This window comes from Sphingobacterium sp., assembly GCF_039596235.1.
In the GTDB taxonomy this organism is placed as follows: Bacteria; Bacteroidota; Bacteroidia; order Sphingobacteriales; family Sphingobacteriaceae; genus Sphingobacterium.
Genome location: NZ_JBCNKE010000001.1, coordinates 68,079 through 86,535, shown reverse-complemented (window position 1 = coordinate 86,535; position 18,457 = coordinate 68,079). Strand labels below are relative to the sequence as shown.

Annotated in this window: 15 protein-coding genes and 1 other RNA gene; 8 read left to right on the top strand and 8 right to left on the bottom strand. The window is 40.2% G+C overall.

All coding sequences use genetic code 11. The features are described from left to right. The first annotated feature begins 9 nt into the window (after nucleotides 1-9). Entirely contained in the window at nucleotides 10-669 is a 660-nt protein-coding gene (locus tag ABDW32_RS00380) for an HAD family phosphatase (protein ID WP_343558552.1), read from the top strand. Between the two features lie 131 nt (nucleotides 670-800). On the opposite strand, the gene ABDW32_RS00375 is transcribed toward ABDW32_RS00380, so the two are convergent. Both ABDW32_RS00375 and rnpB read right to left on the bottom strand, forming a co-directional pair. After that, on the bottom strand, nucleotides 801-2,192 hold the full coding sequence (locus tag ABDW32_RS00375) for a sigma-54 dependent transcriptional regulator (RefSeq protein WP_343558551.1): 1,392 nt from the start codon (nucleotides 2,190-2,192) through the stop codon (nucleotides 801-803). Nucleotides 2,193-2,257: 65 nt separating this feature from the next. Continuing rightward, nucleotides 2,258-2,637: RNase P RNA component class A (gene rnpB / locus ABDW32_RS00370), an RNA gene on the bottom strand. 158 nt (nucleotides 2,638-2,795) lie between these two features. Between rnpB and ABDW32_RS00365 the strand changes: the two genes are divergently transcribed. After that, the gene (locus tag ABDW32_RS00365) at nucleotides 2,796-3,839 is read left to right on the top strand and encodes a WYL domain-containing protein (protein WP_343558550.1); all 1,044 of its coding nucleotides are present in this window, start codon (nucleotides 2,796-2,798) and stop codon (nucleotides 3,837-3,839) included. Nucleotides 3,840-3,925: 86 nt separating this feature from the next. On the opposite strand, the gene ABDW32_RS00360 is transcribed toward ABDW32_RS00365, so the two are convergent. The 3 genes from ABDW32_RS00360 to argS are packed head-to-tail and all read right to left on the bottom strand — an operon-like array spanning nucleotide 3,926 to nucleotide 7,994. Then, entirely contained in the window at nucleotides 3,926-5,119 is a 1,194-nt protein-coding gene (locus ABDW32_RS00360; RefSeq protein ID WP_343558549.1) for an aminoacetone oxidase family FAD-binding enzyme, read from the bottom strand. Nucleotides 5,120-5,128: 9 nt separating this feature from the next. Beyond that, nucleotides 5,129-6,205, bottom strand: coding sequence for an oxidoreductase (locus ABDW32_RS00355; RefSeq protein ID WP_343558548.1), 1,077 nt, complete (start codon nucleotides 6,203-6,205; stop codon nucleotides 5,129-5,131). 4 nt (nucleotides 6,206-6,209) lie between these two features. Beyond that, a complete protein-coding gene (argS, locus tag ABDW32_RS00350) occupies nucleotides 6,210-7,994 on the bottom strand; it encodes an arginine--tRNA ligase (RefSeq protein ID WP_343558547.1) in 1,785 nt (594 codons plus the stop codon). 108 nt (nucleotides 7,995-8,102) lie between these two features. On the opposite strand from argS, the gene ABDW32_RS00345 reads away from it, so the two are divergent. Beyond that, the gene (locus ABDW32_RS00345; protein ID WP_077432517.1) at nucleotides 8,103-9,494 is read left to right on the top strand and encodes an arginine decarboxylase; all 1,392 of its coding nucleotides are present in this window, start codon (nucleotides 8,103-8,105) and stop codon (nucleotides 9,492-9,494) included. Between the two features lie 507 nt (nucleotides 9,495-10,001). On the opposite strand, the gene ABDW32_RS00340 is transcribed toward ABDW32_RS00345, so the two are convergent. Next, on the bottom strand, nucleotides 10,002-10,508 hold the full coding sequence (locus tag ABDW32_RS00340; protein ID WP_343558546.1) for a thioredoxin family protein: 507 nt from the start codon (nucleotides 10,506-10,508) through the stop codon (nucleotides 10,002-10,004). Nucleotides 10,509-10,870: 362 nt separating this feature from the next. On the opposite strand from ABDW32_RS00340, the gene ABDW32_RS00335 reads away from it, so the two are divergent. From ABDW32_RS00335 to ABDW32_RS00325, 3 genes are read left to right on the top strand one after another with little or no spacing between them, the layout of a single operon-like run. Next, complete coding sequence (locus ABDW32_RS00335; RefSeq protein ID WP_343558545.1) at nucleotides 10,871-12,448, top strand: glycerol-3-phosphate dehydrogenase/oxidase; 1,578 nt, start codon at nucleotides 10,871-10,873, stop codon at nucleotides 12,446-12,448. A gap of 25 nt (nucleotides 12,449-12,473) precedes the next feature. Next, on the top strand, nucleotides 12,474-13,973 hold the full coding sequence (gene glpK, locus ABDW32_RS00330) for a glycerol kinase GlpK (RefSeq protein ID WP_343558544.1): 1,500 nt from the start codon (nucleotides 12,474-12,476) through the stop codon (nucleotides 13,971-13,973). 9 nt (nucleotides 13,974-13,982) lie between these two features. Then, the gene (locus ABDW32_RS00325; protein ID WP_343558543.1) at nucleotides 13,983-14,717 is read left to right on the top strand and encodes an MIP/aquaporin family protein; all 735 of its coding nucleotides are present in this window, start codon (nucleotides 13,983-13,985) and stop codon (nucleotides 14,715-14,717) included. Between the two features lie 30 nt (nucleotides 14,718-14,747). Here the strand turns inward: ABDW32_RS00325 and ABDW32_RS00320 are convergent, their stop codons facing one another. Next, nucleotides 14,748-15,707, bottom strand: a complete 960-nt coding sequence (locus ABDW32_RS00320; protein WP_077432512.1) for a GNAT family N-acetyltransferase — start codon at nucleotides 15,705-15,707, stop codon at nucleotides 14,748-14,750. Between the two features lie 5 nt (nucleotides 15,708-15,712). Continuing rightward, nucleotides 15,713-16,546 carry a 1-acyl-sn-glycerol-3-phosphate acyltransferase gene (locus ABDW32_RS00315; RefSeq protein WP_343558542.1) on the bottom strand — a complete coding sequence of 278 codons (834 nt, stop codon included), beginning with the start codon at nucleotides 16,544-16,546 and terminating at the stop codon, nucleotides 15,713-15,715. A 242-nt stretch (nucleotides 16,547-16,788) separates the two neighbouring features. On the opposite strand from ABDW32_RS00315, the gene ABDW32_RS00310 reads away from it, so the two are divergent. Both ABDW32_RS00310 and ABDW32_RS00305 read left to right on the top strand, forming a co-directional pair. Continuing rightward, the gene (locus tag ABDW32_RS00310) at nucleotides 16,789-17,451 is read left to right on the top strand and encodes a CBS domain-containing protein (RefSeq protein ID WP_343558541.1); all 663 of its coding nucleotides are present in this window, start codon (nucleotides 16,789-16,791) and stop codon (nucleotides 17,449-17,451) included. Between the two features lie 51 nt (nucleotides 17,452-17,502). Beyond that, nucleotides 17,503-18,387, top strand: coding sequence for an NAD kinase (locus tag ABDW32_RS00305; RefSeq protein WP_343558540.1), 885 nt, complete (start codon nucleotides 17,503-17,505; stop codon nucleotides 18,385-18,387). Nucleotides 18,388-18,457 lie beyond the last annotated feature (70 nt).

Below are 18,457 nucleotides of genomic sequence, written 5' to 3'. Positions count from 1 at the left end.
ATTAGCCAAATGACAGAATATGCAGCAATTTTTGATATGGACGGAGTAATAAGCCATACAAATCCTTTTCACGCTGAAGCATTCAGAGCTTTTTTTAAAAACCATAACGTCCAGCAAGCTACTGAAGAAGAATTCGAACAGCATATGTATGGCAAACACAACAGCTATATTATGCAACATTTTTTTAAACGTCCAATCTCTCCTGAGGAATTGCGTACCCTGGAATTTGAGAAAGAACAACTGTTTAGGGTAATCTATAAGGAACATGTTGCACCGATCAAGGGCTTAATTGAGTTTTTGAAGGACTTAAAAGACAAAGGCTTCAAACTTGCAGTAGCAACTTCCGCCCCAAAAGAAAATATGGACTTGATTTTGGATGAATTAAAGATCCGGGATCTTTTCTCTTCCACCTTGAGCAGTGAAGATGTCAAATTGCACAAACCGCATCCTGAAGTTTACCTGAAATCAGCGGAAAATCTGGCGATGCCGATTGAAAGATGCATTGTATTTGAAGATTCTTTTTCCGGGATTACAGCAGCTCAAAATGCAGGAATGAAGGTTGTTGCCGTACTATCGACCCATAAAAAAGCGGATCTTCCCCCGAGCGATATCTATATCAAAAACTACACAGAAATTTCAGTTGCGAATGTGAAAGCTATACTGCACTAAAAGAAGCCGGCCAGAAAATGATCGATTGACATCAGGATCCATATAACCTTGTTTCTTCAATTGAATACAGCGGAATTATGGCAAAATATTAACAAAAAATAAGGGCTTCTTTAGAAAGCCCTTATTTTTTGTTAATCTCTTTTGAGACCAAATTTTTCGATCTTACTATAGAGATGACTCCGTTGTATATCCAGGTCATCCGCAGTTTTGGAAACATTCCAGTTATTTTTTTCCAATTTATATTTTATAAATTCTTTTTCTGCATGATCTTTATAGTCCTGAAATGAATCAAACGCATCCATATCCAGTCCGTAATTTACCGTACCTCTCTCATGAGCAATTCCATTGACAGGTTCACGCGAAGGATTAGCAAATGCAATAACATCCTTATCGGTAATCGATTTATCACTCAAAATAATCAACCGCTCGATCATGTTACGCAATTCACGTATATTTCCGGTCCAAGGCAGATTACTTAATTCTTTCATTGCAGCACTTGTAATTTCTTTAACAGGAATACCATATTCCATACAGATTTCCTCACAAAAGTTTGTTGAAAGTAAGGGGATATCATCGACACGATCTATTAATGCGGGCACATGGATCAAAATCACCGAGAGACGATGGTATAAGTCCATTCTAAAATTGCCGTCTTCAATTTCCTTTAGCAGATCTTTATTGGTGGCAGCGACAACACGTACATTGACATCAATTTCCTTGTCTCCGCCAACCCGGGTGATTTTATGCTCCTGTAAAGCGCGTAACACCTTGGCCTGAGCAGAAAGGCTCATATCACCTATCTCATCCAAAAACAGTGTTCCACCATTAGCCTGTTCAAATTTACCGATACGTTGTTTTATTGCCGAAGTAAAGGAGCCCTTTTCGTGGCCAAATAATTCCGATTCAATCAATTCAGAAGGAATAGCAGCACAGTTAACTTCAATCAAAGGCGCTTGTGAACGATTTGATTTTTCGTGCAGCCAACGGGCCACAAGTTCTTTACCCGAACCATTCGCTCCGGTAATCAATACTCTTGCTTCTGTTGGAGCAACGCGATCGATCGTCTCCTTGATACGTTTTATTGCTCCCGATTCCCCTAATATATCTTTGGTTTTGGAACTACTGACCTTGCGTTTTAAAACTTTGGTCTCGGTGACAAGAGAACTTTTGTCCAAGGCATTCCGGACCGTAATCAGTAACCGGTTTAGGTCCAACGGTTTTTCCAAAAAGTCAAAAGCTCCTTTTTTTGCCGCTTCAACGGCAGTTTCAATCGTTCCATGTCCAGAGATCATGATAAAAGGAATATCTGGACTGCTCTGATGTGCTTCAGACAACACCTCCATTCCGTCCATGTTGTTCATCTTGATGTCACACAGAACCAAGTTGACCTTCTCCTTTTTTAAAATATCCAATCCATCGCGACCATTGTCAACATCTAAAATCGTATAATCTTCATATTCTAAGATATCACGCAAAGAACTTCTGATGGCGCGTTCATCGTCAATGATTAAAATTGTACTCATAAATTCAGCGTTATGCTATTTTCAATTATGGATATCAATATAAGGTTTTTTTAGCAATTAGCGAAAAAGAAGCAAACCTTGTAAGCCGGGTTCTGTAGACCACCGAAGTGGAATTTCTATCATTTATCTAGATTTGCCATCACTGACAAACTCAATCAACCTACCCATTGCGAATTCCAATAAATTGAAAGAAGACGAGCAGCCTTCGGGTTTCGCAACCTATTTGGTCTTTCAACACACGAGGTTTACCGTAATGTATGTTACCATACAAGACCGTAAGCTCTTACCTTACGTTTTCACCCTTACTCCGAAAAGCGGTATATTTTCTGTGGCACTTTCTGTCTGCTATTTTATATAACATCCTTCCCGTTAGGAAGCGTGTCGCTCTATGTTGCCCGGACTTTCCTCTCCTCCCTATAAGAGCAGCGATAGAACCAGTTTGCTTCTGCGCAAAAGTAGCGATTTTCCTTGGATAAACAGCCAATTTCTTTATAATTTCGATGAAGCTGCGCCTAAGACCCCAGGCATAATAAAAATTACGCAATACTCCTGCGTAGATAACATAAAGTTTTGTATTTTCATCTAAACTTGTACCGACAACTTATGGCATTAAACAAACTTGCACTGATCCGCTACAAAACAATAGATAATTGCCTGCGCTTAAGACACCGCAAATGGACTTTGGAAGACCTCATGGAAAAAGTTTCCGATGCGCTTTATGAATTTGAAGGTATTAAAAATGGCATAAGTAAACGTACTGTGCAAGGTGATATACAGTTGATGAGAAGCAATAAACTGGGATATAATGCCCCTATCGTTGTTACACATCGCAAGTTTTATACCTACGAAGACCCAAACTATAGTATAAGCAACTCCCCTATTTCGGTTGGCGATATGCAAAAAATGAAGGAAGCTGTAGAGGTCTTAAAACATGTAAGTGGCTTTTCAAGCTTTGATGAAATGAGCGATATTGTCGCACGTCTCGAAGATAGCATCCACACTAAAAAGGACAATCAACCCTCCATTATCCAAATGGAAAGCAATAATCTTCTGAAGGGCTTATCATTTATAAGTCAGCTCCATCAGGCAATTCGCGAAAAAACACCACTTCTTATAGGTTATCAATCCTTTAAAGCACAGCAAAAACAAGATCTGGTATTCTCCCCCTACCTTTTAAAAGAATATCGTAATCGCTGGTTTCTCATCGGCCACCACAGAAAAAATGAGGGCTTGATGACACTTGCCTTAGATCGAATTGATACAATCGAGGAAATGGGCAAAAATTCATATATAAACTATACGGGAATAGATTTTGAACGATATTTTGCCGATACCATCGGTGTGACGAAAACACAGAAAGACCGTGGCCAACGTGTTATCCTGGAAATCAATGCAAGAAATGCGCCTTATGTAGAAACAAAGCCCCTACATTCTTCCCAGCAGATTTTAGACAAAAAGGAAGATGGATCAATTTTAGTCCGCATTGATGTAGTCCTTAATTTTGAGTTGGAAAGGGAAATTTTAGGCTTCGGTGAAGCGATCAAGGTAGTTGCCCCACGCAATTTACAGAACCGGATAAAACAGCGGTTGACCGCAGCATCTCAGCTATATCTCGATCAATCAAAAAAAAATCCCGATACCTTATAGAAATACATTTTTTTCATTCTTCTTTCGGTAAAGGTCTGGATCTGAGATTCACAATAGGACAAAGGAATTACCTGCTCAAAGGGATTCTAAATAGCTTGTGCGATTGCATAACCACTAGCCCAAGCCCATTGGAAATTATACCCACCAAGCCAACCGGTCACATCAACAGCCTCACCTCCGAAATAAAGACCTGGTATTTTCTTCGACTCTAATGTCTTACCGTGCAACTCTTTCGTCGAAACACCGCCCCGCATTACCTCCGCTTTATCATAGCCCTTATCACCCGCCGGTCTGACCTTAAAGCGATGAATAGTATCTACGATCAACTTAGCATCTGCTTTGCTCAAAGATGCAATTTTGATATCCAATGCCAGGAACTTACCCAGCGCATCCACCAGCTTCCGGCTAAAATAATCATTTAGCAATTGGGATACCATTCGTTTTCCGCCCTGCTGCCGCTCTTCTTTGATCAACTGTTCAAGATTAAATTTTGGAAGCAGATCTATTATGATCTCCTGCCCCGGACTCCAATAACTTGATATCTGGAGTATTGCCGGACCGCTCAATCCCCAATGTGTAAATAAGATATTCTCTTCAAAAGCGATGTTTGCTGTAGAGACTTTTGAGAACACTGAATTACCAGCGAGAGAGCTATACCAATCGGCATCTTTACCTGTAATTGTTAAGGGCACCAGTGCCGGGGCAGTCTTCACAATTTCTAGCTCAAACTGTTTTGCCACACGTAAAGCAAAATCAGATGCACCTAGCTTTTGAACCGGTAGTCCGCCTGAGGCAATAACCAGCTTTTTAGTTTCATACTGATACTCCCCTTTCGAATGCTCTGCCTTTACGATAAATCCGTTACCACGCTTTTCCACCGATTTCACAAGCATATTAAGCGCAATATCCTGCTCGGTTTCATAAAGAATTTTTGAAAACACCGCAACGATATCCTTCGCTTTATTGGTTTCCGGGAATAACTGCCCTAAGGTTTTTTCCTGTCCTTTAATACCGTATGCTTCGAAAAAATCGATGGTATCGTCGACTGTCCATTGCTTAAAAATACCATGTAAGAAATCGGGGTTTTCAGAGATGAAATTAGCGATCGTCGTCCCGGTATTTGTATAATTGCATCTTCCACCTCCTGAAATCAATATTTTTGCACCTACTTTATCATTACGTTCCAATAACAATGTTTTCTTGCCCAGCAGTCCTGCCTGTGCAGCGCACATAAGACCACAGGCACCAGCACCAATGATAATCGCGTCGTATGTCTTCACCGTCTGATATTAATAAGCTATCAATTGACCATCAACCGGAACAACGCGCCGCTCCTGTTGACTCTGATAACCGAGTTCGATAATGCGAATTACGTCCCGTGCCTGGTCTGCCGAAGTTAGTAAGGTCGCTTGACCTAAAATAGTATCCGCAACATTTTGATAAAAGTCAGGATAAGATCCACGTTCCGACACAATGATCTCCTCTACGTCCTGGCCATTTTCAACAATGTTCAGTTTACCATAAATGCTTGGATCTTCCATTCCCCAATTGGGGTCCTCATCCGGAAACTTACCGTCCCGCAGCAAGGCTTCTTGGGGGTCAACGCCATTTTTCACAAAATTGCCGTTCATGCCAAAAACACGATACCGTGAGGTCGGTTCTTTCGCAAGCATTGATCCTTTTAAAGAGACTCTCAAGTTGTCATAGTACAGGATACATTCAAAATTATCGATGGTTTTGGCATGATCACGTTGTATCGCAAGGTCTGCAAATACCGCATCTGGCCTTCCGAATAACTGTAAAGCCTGGTCGATAAGGTGCGATCCTAAATCATAAAATATACCTGATCCGGGTAAATTTTCCTCACGCCATGCATTTGGCCGCAAATAATTCCGGAAGCGGTCAAATCTCGTTTCCAAATTTACGATCCTTCCCAGTCGTCCACCTTTTATGATTTTCGCGAGTGTACGGAAATCCGAAGTAAATCTCAGATTATGATAAGGAGCAAGCACCAGGTTCTTTTCCTTAGCGAGCGCAATTAACTCATCAGCCTGTTCGACCGTATTTGTGAAAGGTTTTTCTACGACAACATGTTTCCCTACTTCCAAAGCCCTTTTTGCGAGAGGATAGTGCATATCATTAGAAGTTGCAACCACGACCAGCTCGATCGATTGATCGGCAAAAATCTCATCAGCGGACAATGCAATTTCCGCATGCGGAAAACGTTCTTTCAAAAGCGCTTGTTGCTCCGCCTTGCGTGCAGTAACTTTTACAAGTTCCAAAGCTGCAATCGAACGCATAACAGGGGCATGAAAAACCTGCCCCGAAATACCAAAGCCTATAAGGCCAACTCGAATCTTCCTCATCGCTTTACATTCTTTCTGGCACAGAAATACCCAACAGCTCCATCCCCTTGGCGATAACTTTCGCTGCCGCAGCAGATAGATGCAACCTAAAATTCTTTACGTCATCGGCTTCGGCTTTCAATATGCTCTCTTCGTGATAAAATTTATTATATAACTTGGCAACCTCGTAAATATAATTTGCCAATTGTGCTGGGCTAAATTCCTGTGCAGATGCTTCAATCGTTTCGGGAAATGCTCCCAACTGCTGAATCAGGTCACGTTCGTAAGGCGAGATGGACGTCAGCACCGAAACGGGGCTATTGCTATCAAATCCAGCCTTACTCAAGACAGACTTGATACGCGCATGTGTGTATTGAATAAAAGGTCCGGTATGCCCCTGAAAATCTACCGATTCGTTTGGATCAAACAATAGGCGTTTCTTCGGATCTACTTTCAATAAAAAGTATTTCAATGCCCCCATCCCGATCGTATTGTAAAGTTCAGCCTTTGCCTCTTCGGCCAGACCTTCTGTTTTCCCAAGTTCTTCCGTACGTTCTTGCGCCGTTTTAAGCATTTCAGCCATTAAATCATCAGCATCCACGACAGTTCCTTCACGGGATTTCATTTTACCGGAAGGTAAATCAACCATCCCATAAGATAAGTGGAACAATCCGTCTGCCCAGGACTTGCCTAATTTTTTGAGGATCAAAAATAATACCTTGAAATGGTAATCCTGTTCGTTACCCACAACATAAATAGATTCACTCATCTTGAACTCGTCATATTTAAGCTGTGCGGTACCCAAATCCTGTGTAATATAAACCGAAGTACCATCGCCACGGAGAACCAATTTCTGATCCAAGCCCTCATCTGTCAGATCTATCCAGACTGAATTATCCTCTTTCTTAAAGAAAACACCTTTGTCAAGCCCTTCCTGAATAATATCTTTACCTAACAGATAGGTATCGGATTCGTAATAATATTTATCAAAGTTTACGCCCAATTGCTTATAGGTTTTTTCAAAACCAGCATATACCCAACTGTTCATGGTCTTCCAAAGGCTAATAACCTCTTGGTCTCCTGCTTCCCACTTTTGAAGCATAGACTGTGCTTCTTTCATCAGTGGCGCATTCTTTTTTGCTTCATCTTCCGACTGACCTTCAGCTTTCAGTACCTCTATCTCTTTTTTATATTCTTTATCGAAAACCACATAATATTTCCCCACAAGATGATCGCCTTTCATTCCGGTAGATTCAGGTGTTTCTCCGGCACCGAATTTCTGCCAGGCAAGCATGGATTTACAAATATGGATACCACGATCGTTGACTAGATTTGCCTTGATCACTTCATAACCATAGGCTTTCAGAATTTCAGCAACAGAATAGCCTAATAGATTATTTCGGATATGCCCCAAATGCAGTGGCTTATTTGTGTTGGGCGAAGAATATTCAACCATCAATTTCTTTCCGTTCGCCGGAAAGACACCAAAATCTTTGGCAACAATCGTTTCATTCAACAAGGAAACCCAGTAGTCATCGGAAAGCACGATATTCAAAAAACCTTTTATCACGTTGAAGTCCGAGATTTCGGCAATATGTTGTTGCAAGTAGGCGCCGATCTCTTTACCTGTTTGCTCCGGAGAAGATTTCGAAAAGCGGGTTACCGGAAAAGTTACGATGGTAATTTGCCCTTCAAACTCCTTCCGGGTCGCCTGTAAAGCAATTTGATGTTCTAAAATATCTGCATTATAAAGCGTTTTAACAGCCTGTACAGTGACTTCAACAAGTCGCCTTTGAATAGAATTTGCCATTTAATGATTTTGTAAATTTTACAACTTCCTGATAGTGAACTGGAAATAAATAACATTCCTTATTTAGGTATTCACCATTAAAGTATATCTTTGCAAAAATAATAAAAAATGCAGAGCTATCAGGAATTTCTTGACTTAAGTGTTGGTTTTCCGCAAGACGGATTCGAAATCATCGACGACGAATTGTATTTCCACGATTTGAATTTAATGGAAATGATAGAAACGTACGGCACGCCGTTACGTTTTACTTATTTGCCTATCGTCAGCAAAAAAATTCAACAAGCGAAAATCCTGTTTCAGACCGCTATTCTGAAGCACAACTATCGCGGAACTTACAAATACTGTTATTGTACCAAATCCTCTCATTTCAAGCATATCGTAGAAGAGGCCTTGAAAAATGACATCCACCTTGAAACTTCGTCTGCATTTGACATGCCGATGATTGACTCACTGGAGAGACAGGGTACCGTTACAAAAGACATTACAGTCATCTGTAATGGATTTAAGACCTACCAGTACAAGCAGTATATTGTGGATATGATCCATGATGGATATAAAAATATTATCCCCGTATTGGACAACAAAGAAGAATTCAACCTATACGACGATGAAATTGAATTGGACGAACCCTGTGCACTCGGGATCCGCATAGCATCGGAAGAACAGCCTGATTCTCAATTTTATACATCAAGACTGGGCATTCGTCAAGAAGATGTTGTGGAATTCTACAACAACAAAATTGCTGACAACCCCAACTTCAAAGTAAAACTGCTTCATTTCTTTATCAATTCGGGGATTTCAGACACACCATATTACTGGAATGAGCTGGAGAAATATGTAACCCTCTATTGTAAATTTAAAAAGATAAACCCTGATCTAGACACCTTGGATATCGGTGGCGGCATGCCTTTTAAAGATTCATTGGTACACGATTTTGATTATGAGTATATGGTCAACGAAATCGTCAACCGGATCAAACAAATCTGTGCACACCACGAAGTGATGGAACCAGATATTATTACAGAATTTGGCAAATATACCGTTGCTGAAGCATCAGGTATCCTATACAAAGTATTGGGACGTAAACAACAAAATGACCGCGAACGCTGGTTTATGATTGATGGATCTTTCATAACAAACCTACCAGACGTTTGGGCGTTAAACCAAAAGTACATTCTATTACCAATCAACAATTGGGATTCGGAATACGAACGCGTCAACTTGGGCGGAATCACCTGTGATGGTCAGGATTATTATAATCAGGAAGCACATATGAACTCTGTTTTTATGCCTAAAACACGTAAAGTACAGTATCTAGGATTCTTCCATACGGGTGCTTATCAAGATGTATTGAGTGGCTACGGAGGAATTCATCACTGTTTACTTCCTTCACCAAAACATGTTTTGGTACGCCGAAATAGAGATGAGACGTTCAATTATGAGGTATTTGGCGAAGAGCAAAACTCCAAACAGGTAATGAAATTACTGGGCTATCAATAATGTAACCTACATAACGAAATAACGCGCTCAATTGCACGATTTTTTCTGAATGAAAGCCCGCTAAGAAACCAGAAGGAAGGTCTCGATCTTTAAGATCGGGACCTTTTCTTTTTTAACAGGTTTCATACTTTTCTATCGCTTATATTTCAATCTAAAAACCAGCTTCCTACTCTTTATAAATCGCCATAACGGACGGTAGAATATTTCTTATCATATTATCTATTAATAGGGGCTTTATACGGACCTAATAGGGACCTCATTCGGACCTCATTCGGATAAAACCGTATAAAGTACGTTTAAACTTCGAATAATGTTCCCTCTAAACTAGGGCTAATAATGAGGTTGCCTCCCAAACTCCCCGACTCAAACCCACAACTAATCACGAAATCTAAGGCAGGAAATTTCTCCGATCTAACAGTTTGCCACAAAATAAAGCAGGCCCCTTAGTTAGGGGCCTGCTCGTCTTTTTTTATGATGATTTCTTAAAGAATTTCAGCTTCGTTTTTTTTATTTTGCTATCCAGGTCTTGAAAAAAGACAGCACTTTTTCCTCATCGTAACTTTTTCCTTTCTCCAAACTACCGCTCTCCTGTACATGAAGCGTCTTTCCATTCTTATCCAATACAATAAAAAACGGATAACCTAATTTACTTCCTTCAGGTGCATACTTTTGAAAAACCGCTTCGTTTTTATTTTCTTTCGAATAGTTTAGGTGATAATAAAGGAAACGACTTTTCAGCAATTTGTCTACGCTTGCTGTTTTATGGATATAATCATTAAATCGCAGGCACCATACACACCAATTCCCTCCAGCCTGAATAATAATATTCTTTTTTTCCTTCTTAGCCAATTGCAGCAAACCATCGATATCTTTCTGCGCATCTGCCTCCGGGTTGTAAGGCTTGACCAGTTCATCCTGAGTTTTTGAAACCTCTTGGGCGACAACAGGTGAATGCACAAATTGGCTTCCCAAAAATACAGCTATTCCCAAAAACAATAATTTAATCCTTCTCATTTTCCAACAAATTATTTATGTGATTTAAAAATACAAAATCATTTTCCCAAACCAAAAACATAAGCCTACTATATTGGTTAAACACTATATAAAAAATATTTATCACAACAACACGCATATATACCAGCCACAATAAAGAAAATACCAATCTTTTTAAACTTTCAAAAGAACAAATGCTTTATCGAAAAACAAGACAAACATAAACAAACAAAAGAAAAGAAAACAAAAGAAAACACTAATTGTTTTCAAATATTTTTTTCAAAAAATTCCTTTATAATCTCATAAATATACTATAACTTAGTATTAATTGGTTACATCGACATAGAAAAAGGATAGCACCTTTGGACCAAAAACGAAACAAAATGAAACAAGAAGAATTCAAAAGGTCAAAATTAATAGAAAGAATAAAGGACACAAGTGAATGGGATGTTATCGTCATAGGTGGCGGAGCGAGCGGTTTAGGTGTCGCATTGGATGCATTGAGCAGAGGATTCAAAACAATATTATTGGAGCAGGTTGATTTTGCCAAAGGTACATCCAGCAAAGCAACCAAGCTGGTGCATGGTGGAGTACGTTACCTCGCTCAGGGAGATATTGCACTGGTTAAGGAAGCGCTTCACGAAAGAGGTCTATTACAGCGCAACGCCCCACATTTAGTCAAAAATCAATCTTTTATCATCCCGAATTACAGCTGGTTTGACGGCCCTTTCTACACAATTGGCATGAAGATATACGATTTCCTTGCGGGCAGACTGAGCCTAGGAAAATCCATACACATCAACAAGGAAGAAACACTACGGCGAATCAGTACCGTGAGAAAAAAGGGCTTATATGGTGGAGTTGTCTACCAAGATGGTCAATTTGACGATTCGAGACTAGCAGTAAATGTAGCGCAGACCTGCATCCAAATGGGTGGCGTCGCCCTTAATTATATGCGGGTCACCAATCTCACCAAAAACAATAACGGTAAGGTCAACGGTGTTATTGCCCAGGATACCGACACCGGAGAAGTTTTCACCATTCAGGGGAAAGCCATTATCAACGCAACCGGAATCTTTGTCGATGATATACTTAAGATGGACAAACCCGAAGCCAAACAAATGGTCAGACCGAGCCAAGGTGTTCACCTTGTTTTCGATAAATCGTTCCTCCCCGGAGATGATGCAATCATGATACCGAAGACAGATGATGGCCGCGTCCTCTTTTTGGTTCCATGGCACAATCGTGTCATAGCTGGAACTACAGATACACCGATCGACGAACATAGCTTAGAACCGATAGCGCTAGAAAAAGAAATTGAATTTATCTTAAAAACAGCAGGCCGTTACCTTACAAAACAACCAACACGTCAGGATGCACTTGCTGTATTTGCCGGTCTTAGACCCTTGGCCGCCCCAACGGGAAACTCGAATAAGACCAAAGAAATTTCCCGAAGCCATAAAGTAATTGTCAGTGAATCAAATTTGCTGACGCTGACGGGCGGAAAATGGACTACCTTTCGAAGAATGGGACAAGACACCGTTGATAAAGCAATTAAAATTGGCTGTCTACCCAAAAAGGAAAGCAAATCGGCCACACAGAAAATCTATAGCGCTATTCCCACAAACGACCGAAGTAACCACATGTATATTTACGGTTCCGACCAAGAAGCGATACATGCGCTTGCACAAGAAAATCCGCAATGGGGTGAAAAATTAGTCGAACATTTGGAATTTAAAAAAGCAGAGGTCGTTTGGGCCGTTCGCAACGAACTCGCCCAGACCGTGGAAGATGTGCTTTCACGCCGTGTACGCATCCTATTTCTTGATGCCAAAGCGGCAATTACAGCCGCCCCCGAAGTCGCTAAAATACTTGCTCAGGAATTAGGCAAAGATGAAAACTGGCAAAAAAGTCAGCTAGAAAATTTTCAAAAAGTCGCAAAAAACTATATCTTAAACTAATATAAATAACCCGCAGTAATCAATTATGGAACAACAATACATCTTGGCGATGGATCAAGGCACAACGAGCTCCAGAGCCATTATTTTTGATAAGGACAGAAATATCGTTTCAATTGCGCAAAAAGAATTCACACAAATCTTTCCGCAGCCAGGATGGGTTGAACACGACCCGCATGAAATCTGGTCCACGCAAGCCGGTGTAACTGCCGAAGCTACAACCAAAGCTGGACTGAATGGTAAAAACATTGCGGCCATCGGTATAACCAATCAACGGGAAACCGTAGTTGTATGGGAAAAAGAAAGCGGCAGACCGATCTACAATGCCATTGTATGGCAAGATAAGCGCACAGCGGATTACTGTGACGAACTCCGCCAATCTAACAAACACAAAATGATCCAAGAAAAAACAGGTCTTATCCTAGATCCTTATTTTTCAGCAACCAAAATAAAATGGATTCTTGATCATGTGGACGGAGCCAGAGAGAAAGCAAAAAATGGAGAGCTGATCTGTGGCACCATCGACACTTGGCTGGTTTGGAACCTGACCCGCGGCGATGTCCACATTACGGATGTTACCAATGCCTCCCGTACACTTTTATTCAATATACATACAATGGATTGGGATACGGAGCTTCTTGAATTATTCGACATTCCAGCTGCCATGCTACCTAAGGTGAAGGAAAGCAGCGAAATATATGGTGAGTCCAGAACGACGATTTTCGCACATAAAGTTAAAATCGCCGGAATCGCCGGAGATCAGCAGGCAGCCCTTTTTGGCCAGCAATGTATTGAAAAAGGAATGGTAAAAAACACATACGGCACGGGCTGTTTTATGCTAATGAATATTGGTGATAAGCCGATCATGTCTAAAAACAACTTATTGACAACCGTAGCCTGGAAGATCAATGGCAAAACCGAATACGCCTTGGAGGGAAGTATATTTATTGGGGGTGCGTTAGTCCAATGGCTGCGGGACAATCTTAATATTATTTACAAATCAGCAGATATCGAACAGTTGGCGCTTTCCGAAAAAGATAATGGTGGAGTAACATTTATCCCAACTTTCGCGGGATTAGGGGCACCTTATTGGAATGCCAGGGCACAGGGCACTATATTTGGCTTAACACGAGCGACAACAAACGGGCATATTGCCAGGGCTTCCCTGGAGGCCATTTCACTCCAGACCAGAGATGTTTTACAGGCGATGGAAGCGGACAGCGGAATCCCGATCAAAGAACTGCGTGTAGACGGTGGAGCAACAGCAAATAACCTGTTAATGCAGATCCAAGCCAATGTACTGGACAGCAATGTAATCAGACCTAAAATTACTGAAACAACAGCGTTAGGCGCTGCCTACCTCGCTGGACTAGCTGTCGGTTTTTGGAAAAATGAAGAAGAGCTTACTAAATTTTGGGCGCAAGACCGTCTTTTTGAACCCGAAAAAGAACAAGCAGAACAGACTAAACAAATTATTAAACAATGGACTAAGGGCGTTAAGGCATTGCAATTCTGGACAGAAAACTAATCAATACATATGAACCATTATTTAGCTGAATTTATCGGAACGACACTGCTCCTGCTCCTGGGAAACGGTGTGGTTGCAAATGTAATCTTAAAAGGAACAAAAGGAGAAAATAGTGGCTGGATTGTCATTACCACTGCATGGGCCCTTGCCGTGTATGTGGGAGTGGTCTTTGCCGGACCTTACACAGGCGCCCATCTCAACCCGGCAGTGACAATTGCCATGGCACTTCACAAGGCTTTACCGTGGACGGAAGTACCCGGTTATATTCTGGCTCAAATTGCAGGCGGATTTTGCGGCGCATTGTTAACTTATGTTATACACAGAGACCACTTTAATGCAACAGCTGATCCCACCACCAAACTAGGTGTTTTTGCTACAATCCCAAATATCCGAAATACTTCAACAAACCTGGCAAGTGAAATCATTGGAACTTTCGTCTTAATTTTTGTTATCTTTTTTATCACAGGCCAGGATATCACAATCAATGGAAAGACCGAACCTATTGGAATGGGCTCTTTGGGAGCCATACCGGTCGCCTTTTTAGTATGGGCTATTGGTTTATCCCTAGGAGGCACAACGGGCTATGCGATTAATCCTGCCAGAGATCTCGGTCCCCGGTTATTCCATGCGCTTTGGCCGATTAAAGGTAAAGGAAGTTCGGACTGGTCTTACGCCTGGATCCCTATCATTGGACCAATCATTGGCGCGGTATTGGCCTTTGTACTCTATTCTTTAATAAAATAATAAAGGGATTCTAATGAATCCCTTTATTATTTAAACCCGCTTTGGTTTGCGATGACCATATTCTCTATCGCGCTCGAAGGTATTCATATGCCGCTCCTTTTTCACAGGATAAACATCGTCAATAACAATCAAAATTCCCTTTTCTTCCACCGTACCGAACTCATCATTTCGAGCCGTACCGAAAGATTTCATCGTCGGGGACAGGTTCATGTACGTATTGATCAAAGGTGGGATATTTTCGCCCAATGCTCTTACATGACTATTTAATATTTTGTATCCTTCCTTATAATCTAAACCATCAAAAACACCGATAAAACGGTCATAATCATTTTTAATTTCTAAATCAGGCAAGGGAATAACCAATTTATCATGATCAGGGAAATAGTAGTCCATAAAGTAAAGCAACATATCCCGTGCATCCTTGTTATAATGTGGATACATTGTTACTTTCCCAAAAAGGTATTTAATTTCGGGATTGAGCATGACCAAAGCCCCCAAACCATCCCACAGATTGTCTAAGGAAAAAATTCCTTTTCTATTGTCAATTGCAGGTTGATATCGAGGTTGAACAAAAGATCGCCCTAATTCAATGGTATAGGGTAAATAATCTTTTGTAAATTGATCTGAGAACTGAAAATAATGGGCGGTAGATAAATTGGGAATACCATTTGTCTCTCCTGCCTCTGCACATTTAATCACACGATAACCGGCAACAACTTCTTCATCCTCGGGATTCCATGCGATCAATTGATCATAGCAATCCTCAGATGTATCATTTTCATCAATATCGATCGAAAGCCCTGTACCTCCACCTGCGCCACGGAATGTCAACTCCCGTAACCGTCCAATTTCGCGCATGACATTGGGCGAGTTATGATAGTTGATTAAGTATATCTCGTTATTTCCATTGTTGGTATATCGTACGAAAACGTCCTTGTTCAATTCGGCTTTCAATAGTTCTCTATCAACTGGAGGTATAATTTCTTGCATAAATTCTATTTTTCTTGAGCTAATCCATAAACTCTTCTTTTCACTTCTTCAGCCCAAGTCTTTTCGTTCTTTGATTGATCAAACGCTGTATAAGGGATTCTCTTTCCTACTATAATGTTAACAGTGTGCCCGCGCTGGGCAAACATTTCATCAGGTAAATATAACATTTCAATGTTTACCTTAAGACCTATTTTTTGTCTAAGCCTTGCAAAATTATAAAAAAACTTAGAGTTTTTGCCGTCAATAAGCACCGGAATGATATCTTTTTTATATTTCTTCGCTTTGCTGATAAAGCTTTTTTTCCATTCCAGGTCCTCGATACGTCCATCTTTCTGCTTTCTGGAAACCAGGCCGGCGGGAAATACAAGCAAGGCATCATCGGCTCCATAGGCTTCTTCAATTGCCGAAATAGCTTGTTTGCCTTGTCCTCCTAATTTATTCACACCGACAAATAAGGGTCTCAAATTTCCTATATTTAATAAGATATCATTCACCAAAAATTTCACATCCCGTCGATGCTTTCCTATCGCATGCATAAATGCGATCCCATCTAAACCACCCAAAGGATGATTGGAGGCAAAAATGACAGGATCAGAATCCGGAATGTTTTCGGCGCCATATAAATTTACCGTCACTCCCAAATCATTGATTAACGCATCAACAAAATCCAGCCCCTGCAAATCTGCAAAACGCGTCATAATATCATTGATCTCATCTTCATGAATGGTCTTCTTAAGATAATTCAACAAAAAAGATGGAATCCACTTTGCTAATCCTGCATTTTTTTTGCGAATAACCTCGCGTATATCAATAAATTTTTTATTCTCACTCGTAACCATCAATCTTATTTTTCTAAAAAAACTAGCTACCCTTCATTTTAAGCATAGCTCAAATTTTGGACAAAAATACTAACAGAATGCTAATAAAAGTACAATTTTAAACATTAAAATTGTACTTATTTGCAATAATGTAATTACTTACTTTTAATTTATTCATCAAACACAAAAAAGTCCAGACCCCGCCAAAGATTCTGATCAATAAAATTTTCCCTATCACATCGTTTTTTTTATTAAGTTTGGGTATGTTAATAGGACAATTTCTTTCAAACGCAGATTTCAGCATCCAGAAAGCTGATTCAATACAGCAGGCTTTAGAAAAACTACAAGACATGCTTTGTAAAGAATTGGTTGTTTTAAATGGGGATGAATATATTGGATTCGTCAATGAATCTGTTTTGTTGGATGCCGATAATGAAGAAGCCCCTATTTCCTCCATTAAAATTAACACTGCACCAATACAGCTCAAATTTAACCAGCATCCATATGATGCATTGGTGATGACAACTGTATACAACAGTTCATTAGTCCCAATTTTGGATCAAGATAACAAATATATTGGTGTTTCTACGCAATTGGATATTTTAAAGGCAATTTCATTGATCCAATCTCAGAATGAATCGGGGGCTATTATTGTCCTGTCAATAGGGTTACATGATTTTTCATTATCCCAGATTTCACATCTGGTGGAAAGTGACAACTGCAGAATTCTCAATTGTGCCACAAAAATAAATCTCGAAAGCGATTCCATTGAAGTGACACTGAAAGTAGACAAGTCCAATATCAACGCGCTGCTCAATTCATTCTTAAGGCATAATTATATCGTTATGGAGACACATAATACTGTTGCCGCATTTGATGACACTGCCGATCGTTATCAGCAACTGATGAATTACATCAACATTTAATTAATTAAGATTAGTTTTTTTCTCATCTTTGCCCCATAAATTCAAAAAAATATGAGAATTGCGATATATGGACGAGAGTTTCAGCCCTCCGTTATAGCACATGTGAAGCACTTATTTAAATATCTCGTTGGTAAAAACGTCGATATATGGGTTTATGATCCTTTTTATAAGTTCTTGACAACGCAGTTTGAATGTGGATTTAGTTTTCCCACCTACCATGTATATGAGGAAATTAAAGATAACATTGATCTCATGCTAAGTTTAGGAGGCGATGGGACTATGCTATCAGCGGTATCACTCATTAGAGATTCCGGTATTCCCATCGCAGGTATTAATTTTGGACGTCTGGGCTTTTTGGCCTCCATCAATAAAAATGACTTTGAACATGCGATAGATGATATCTTAAACAACCGTTACGATATTCAAAAACGTGTACTTCTTTCGGTCGAATCTGAACAGATCAATCTATTTCAGGGTAATCATTATGCCCTTAACGATATCACGGTATTTCGTTACGATAGCTCTGCAATGATCACAGTCAATGCGCGGATTAACGGCGAACTACTCAATTCCTATTGGGCAGACGGATTGATTATCGCTACCCCTACCGGTTCAACAGCTTACTCGTTGAGCTGCGGGGGACCAATCATTATGCCTGAAAGCGGTAATTTTGTCATCACGCCGATCTCACCACATAACCTTAACGTCAGACCGATCGTTATTTCAAATCAATTCACCCTGGAGCTTGAAATCGAGAGCCGAAGCAATCAATACATACTCAGTTGCGACTCAAAAAATGAGTCTATCGATACCTCTGTTAAATTGACAATTAAGCAAGCTCCATTTACGATCAATCTCATCCGTCTTCCACAGGAAAGTTTTTTCAGCACATTGAGAGAAAAACTACTTTGGGGAATCGATGTCAGAAACTACTAATCTTATATGATATTATGCTTCTGAATTATCAATTAAAAATCGATATTTGAAAGGAATAATACAGCATAAG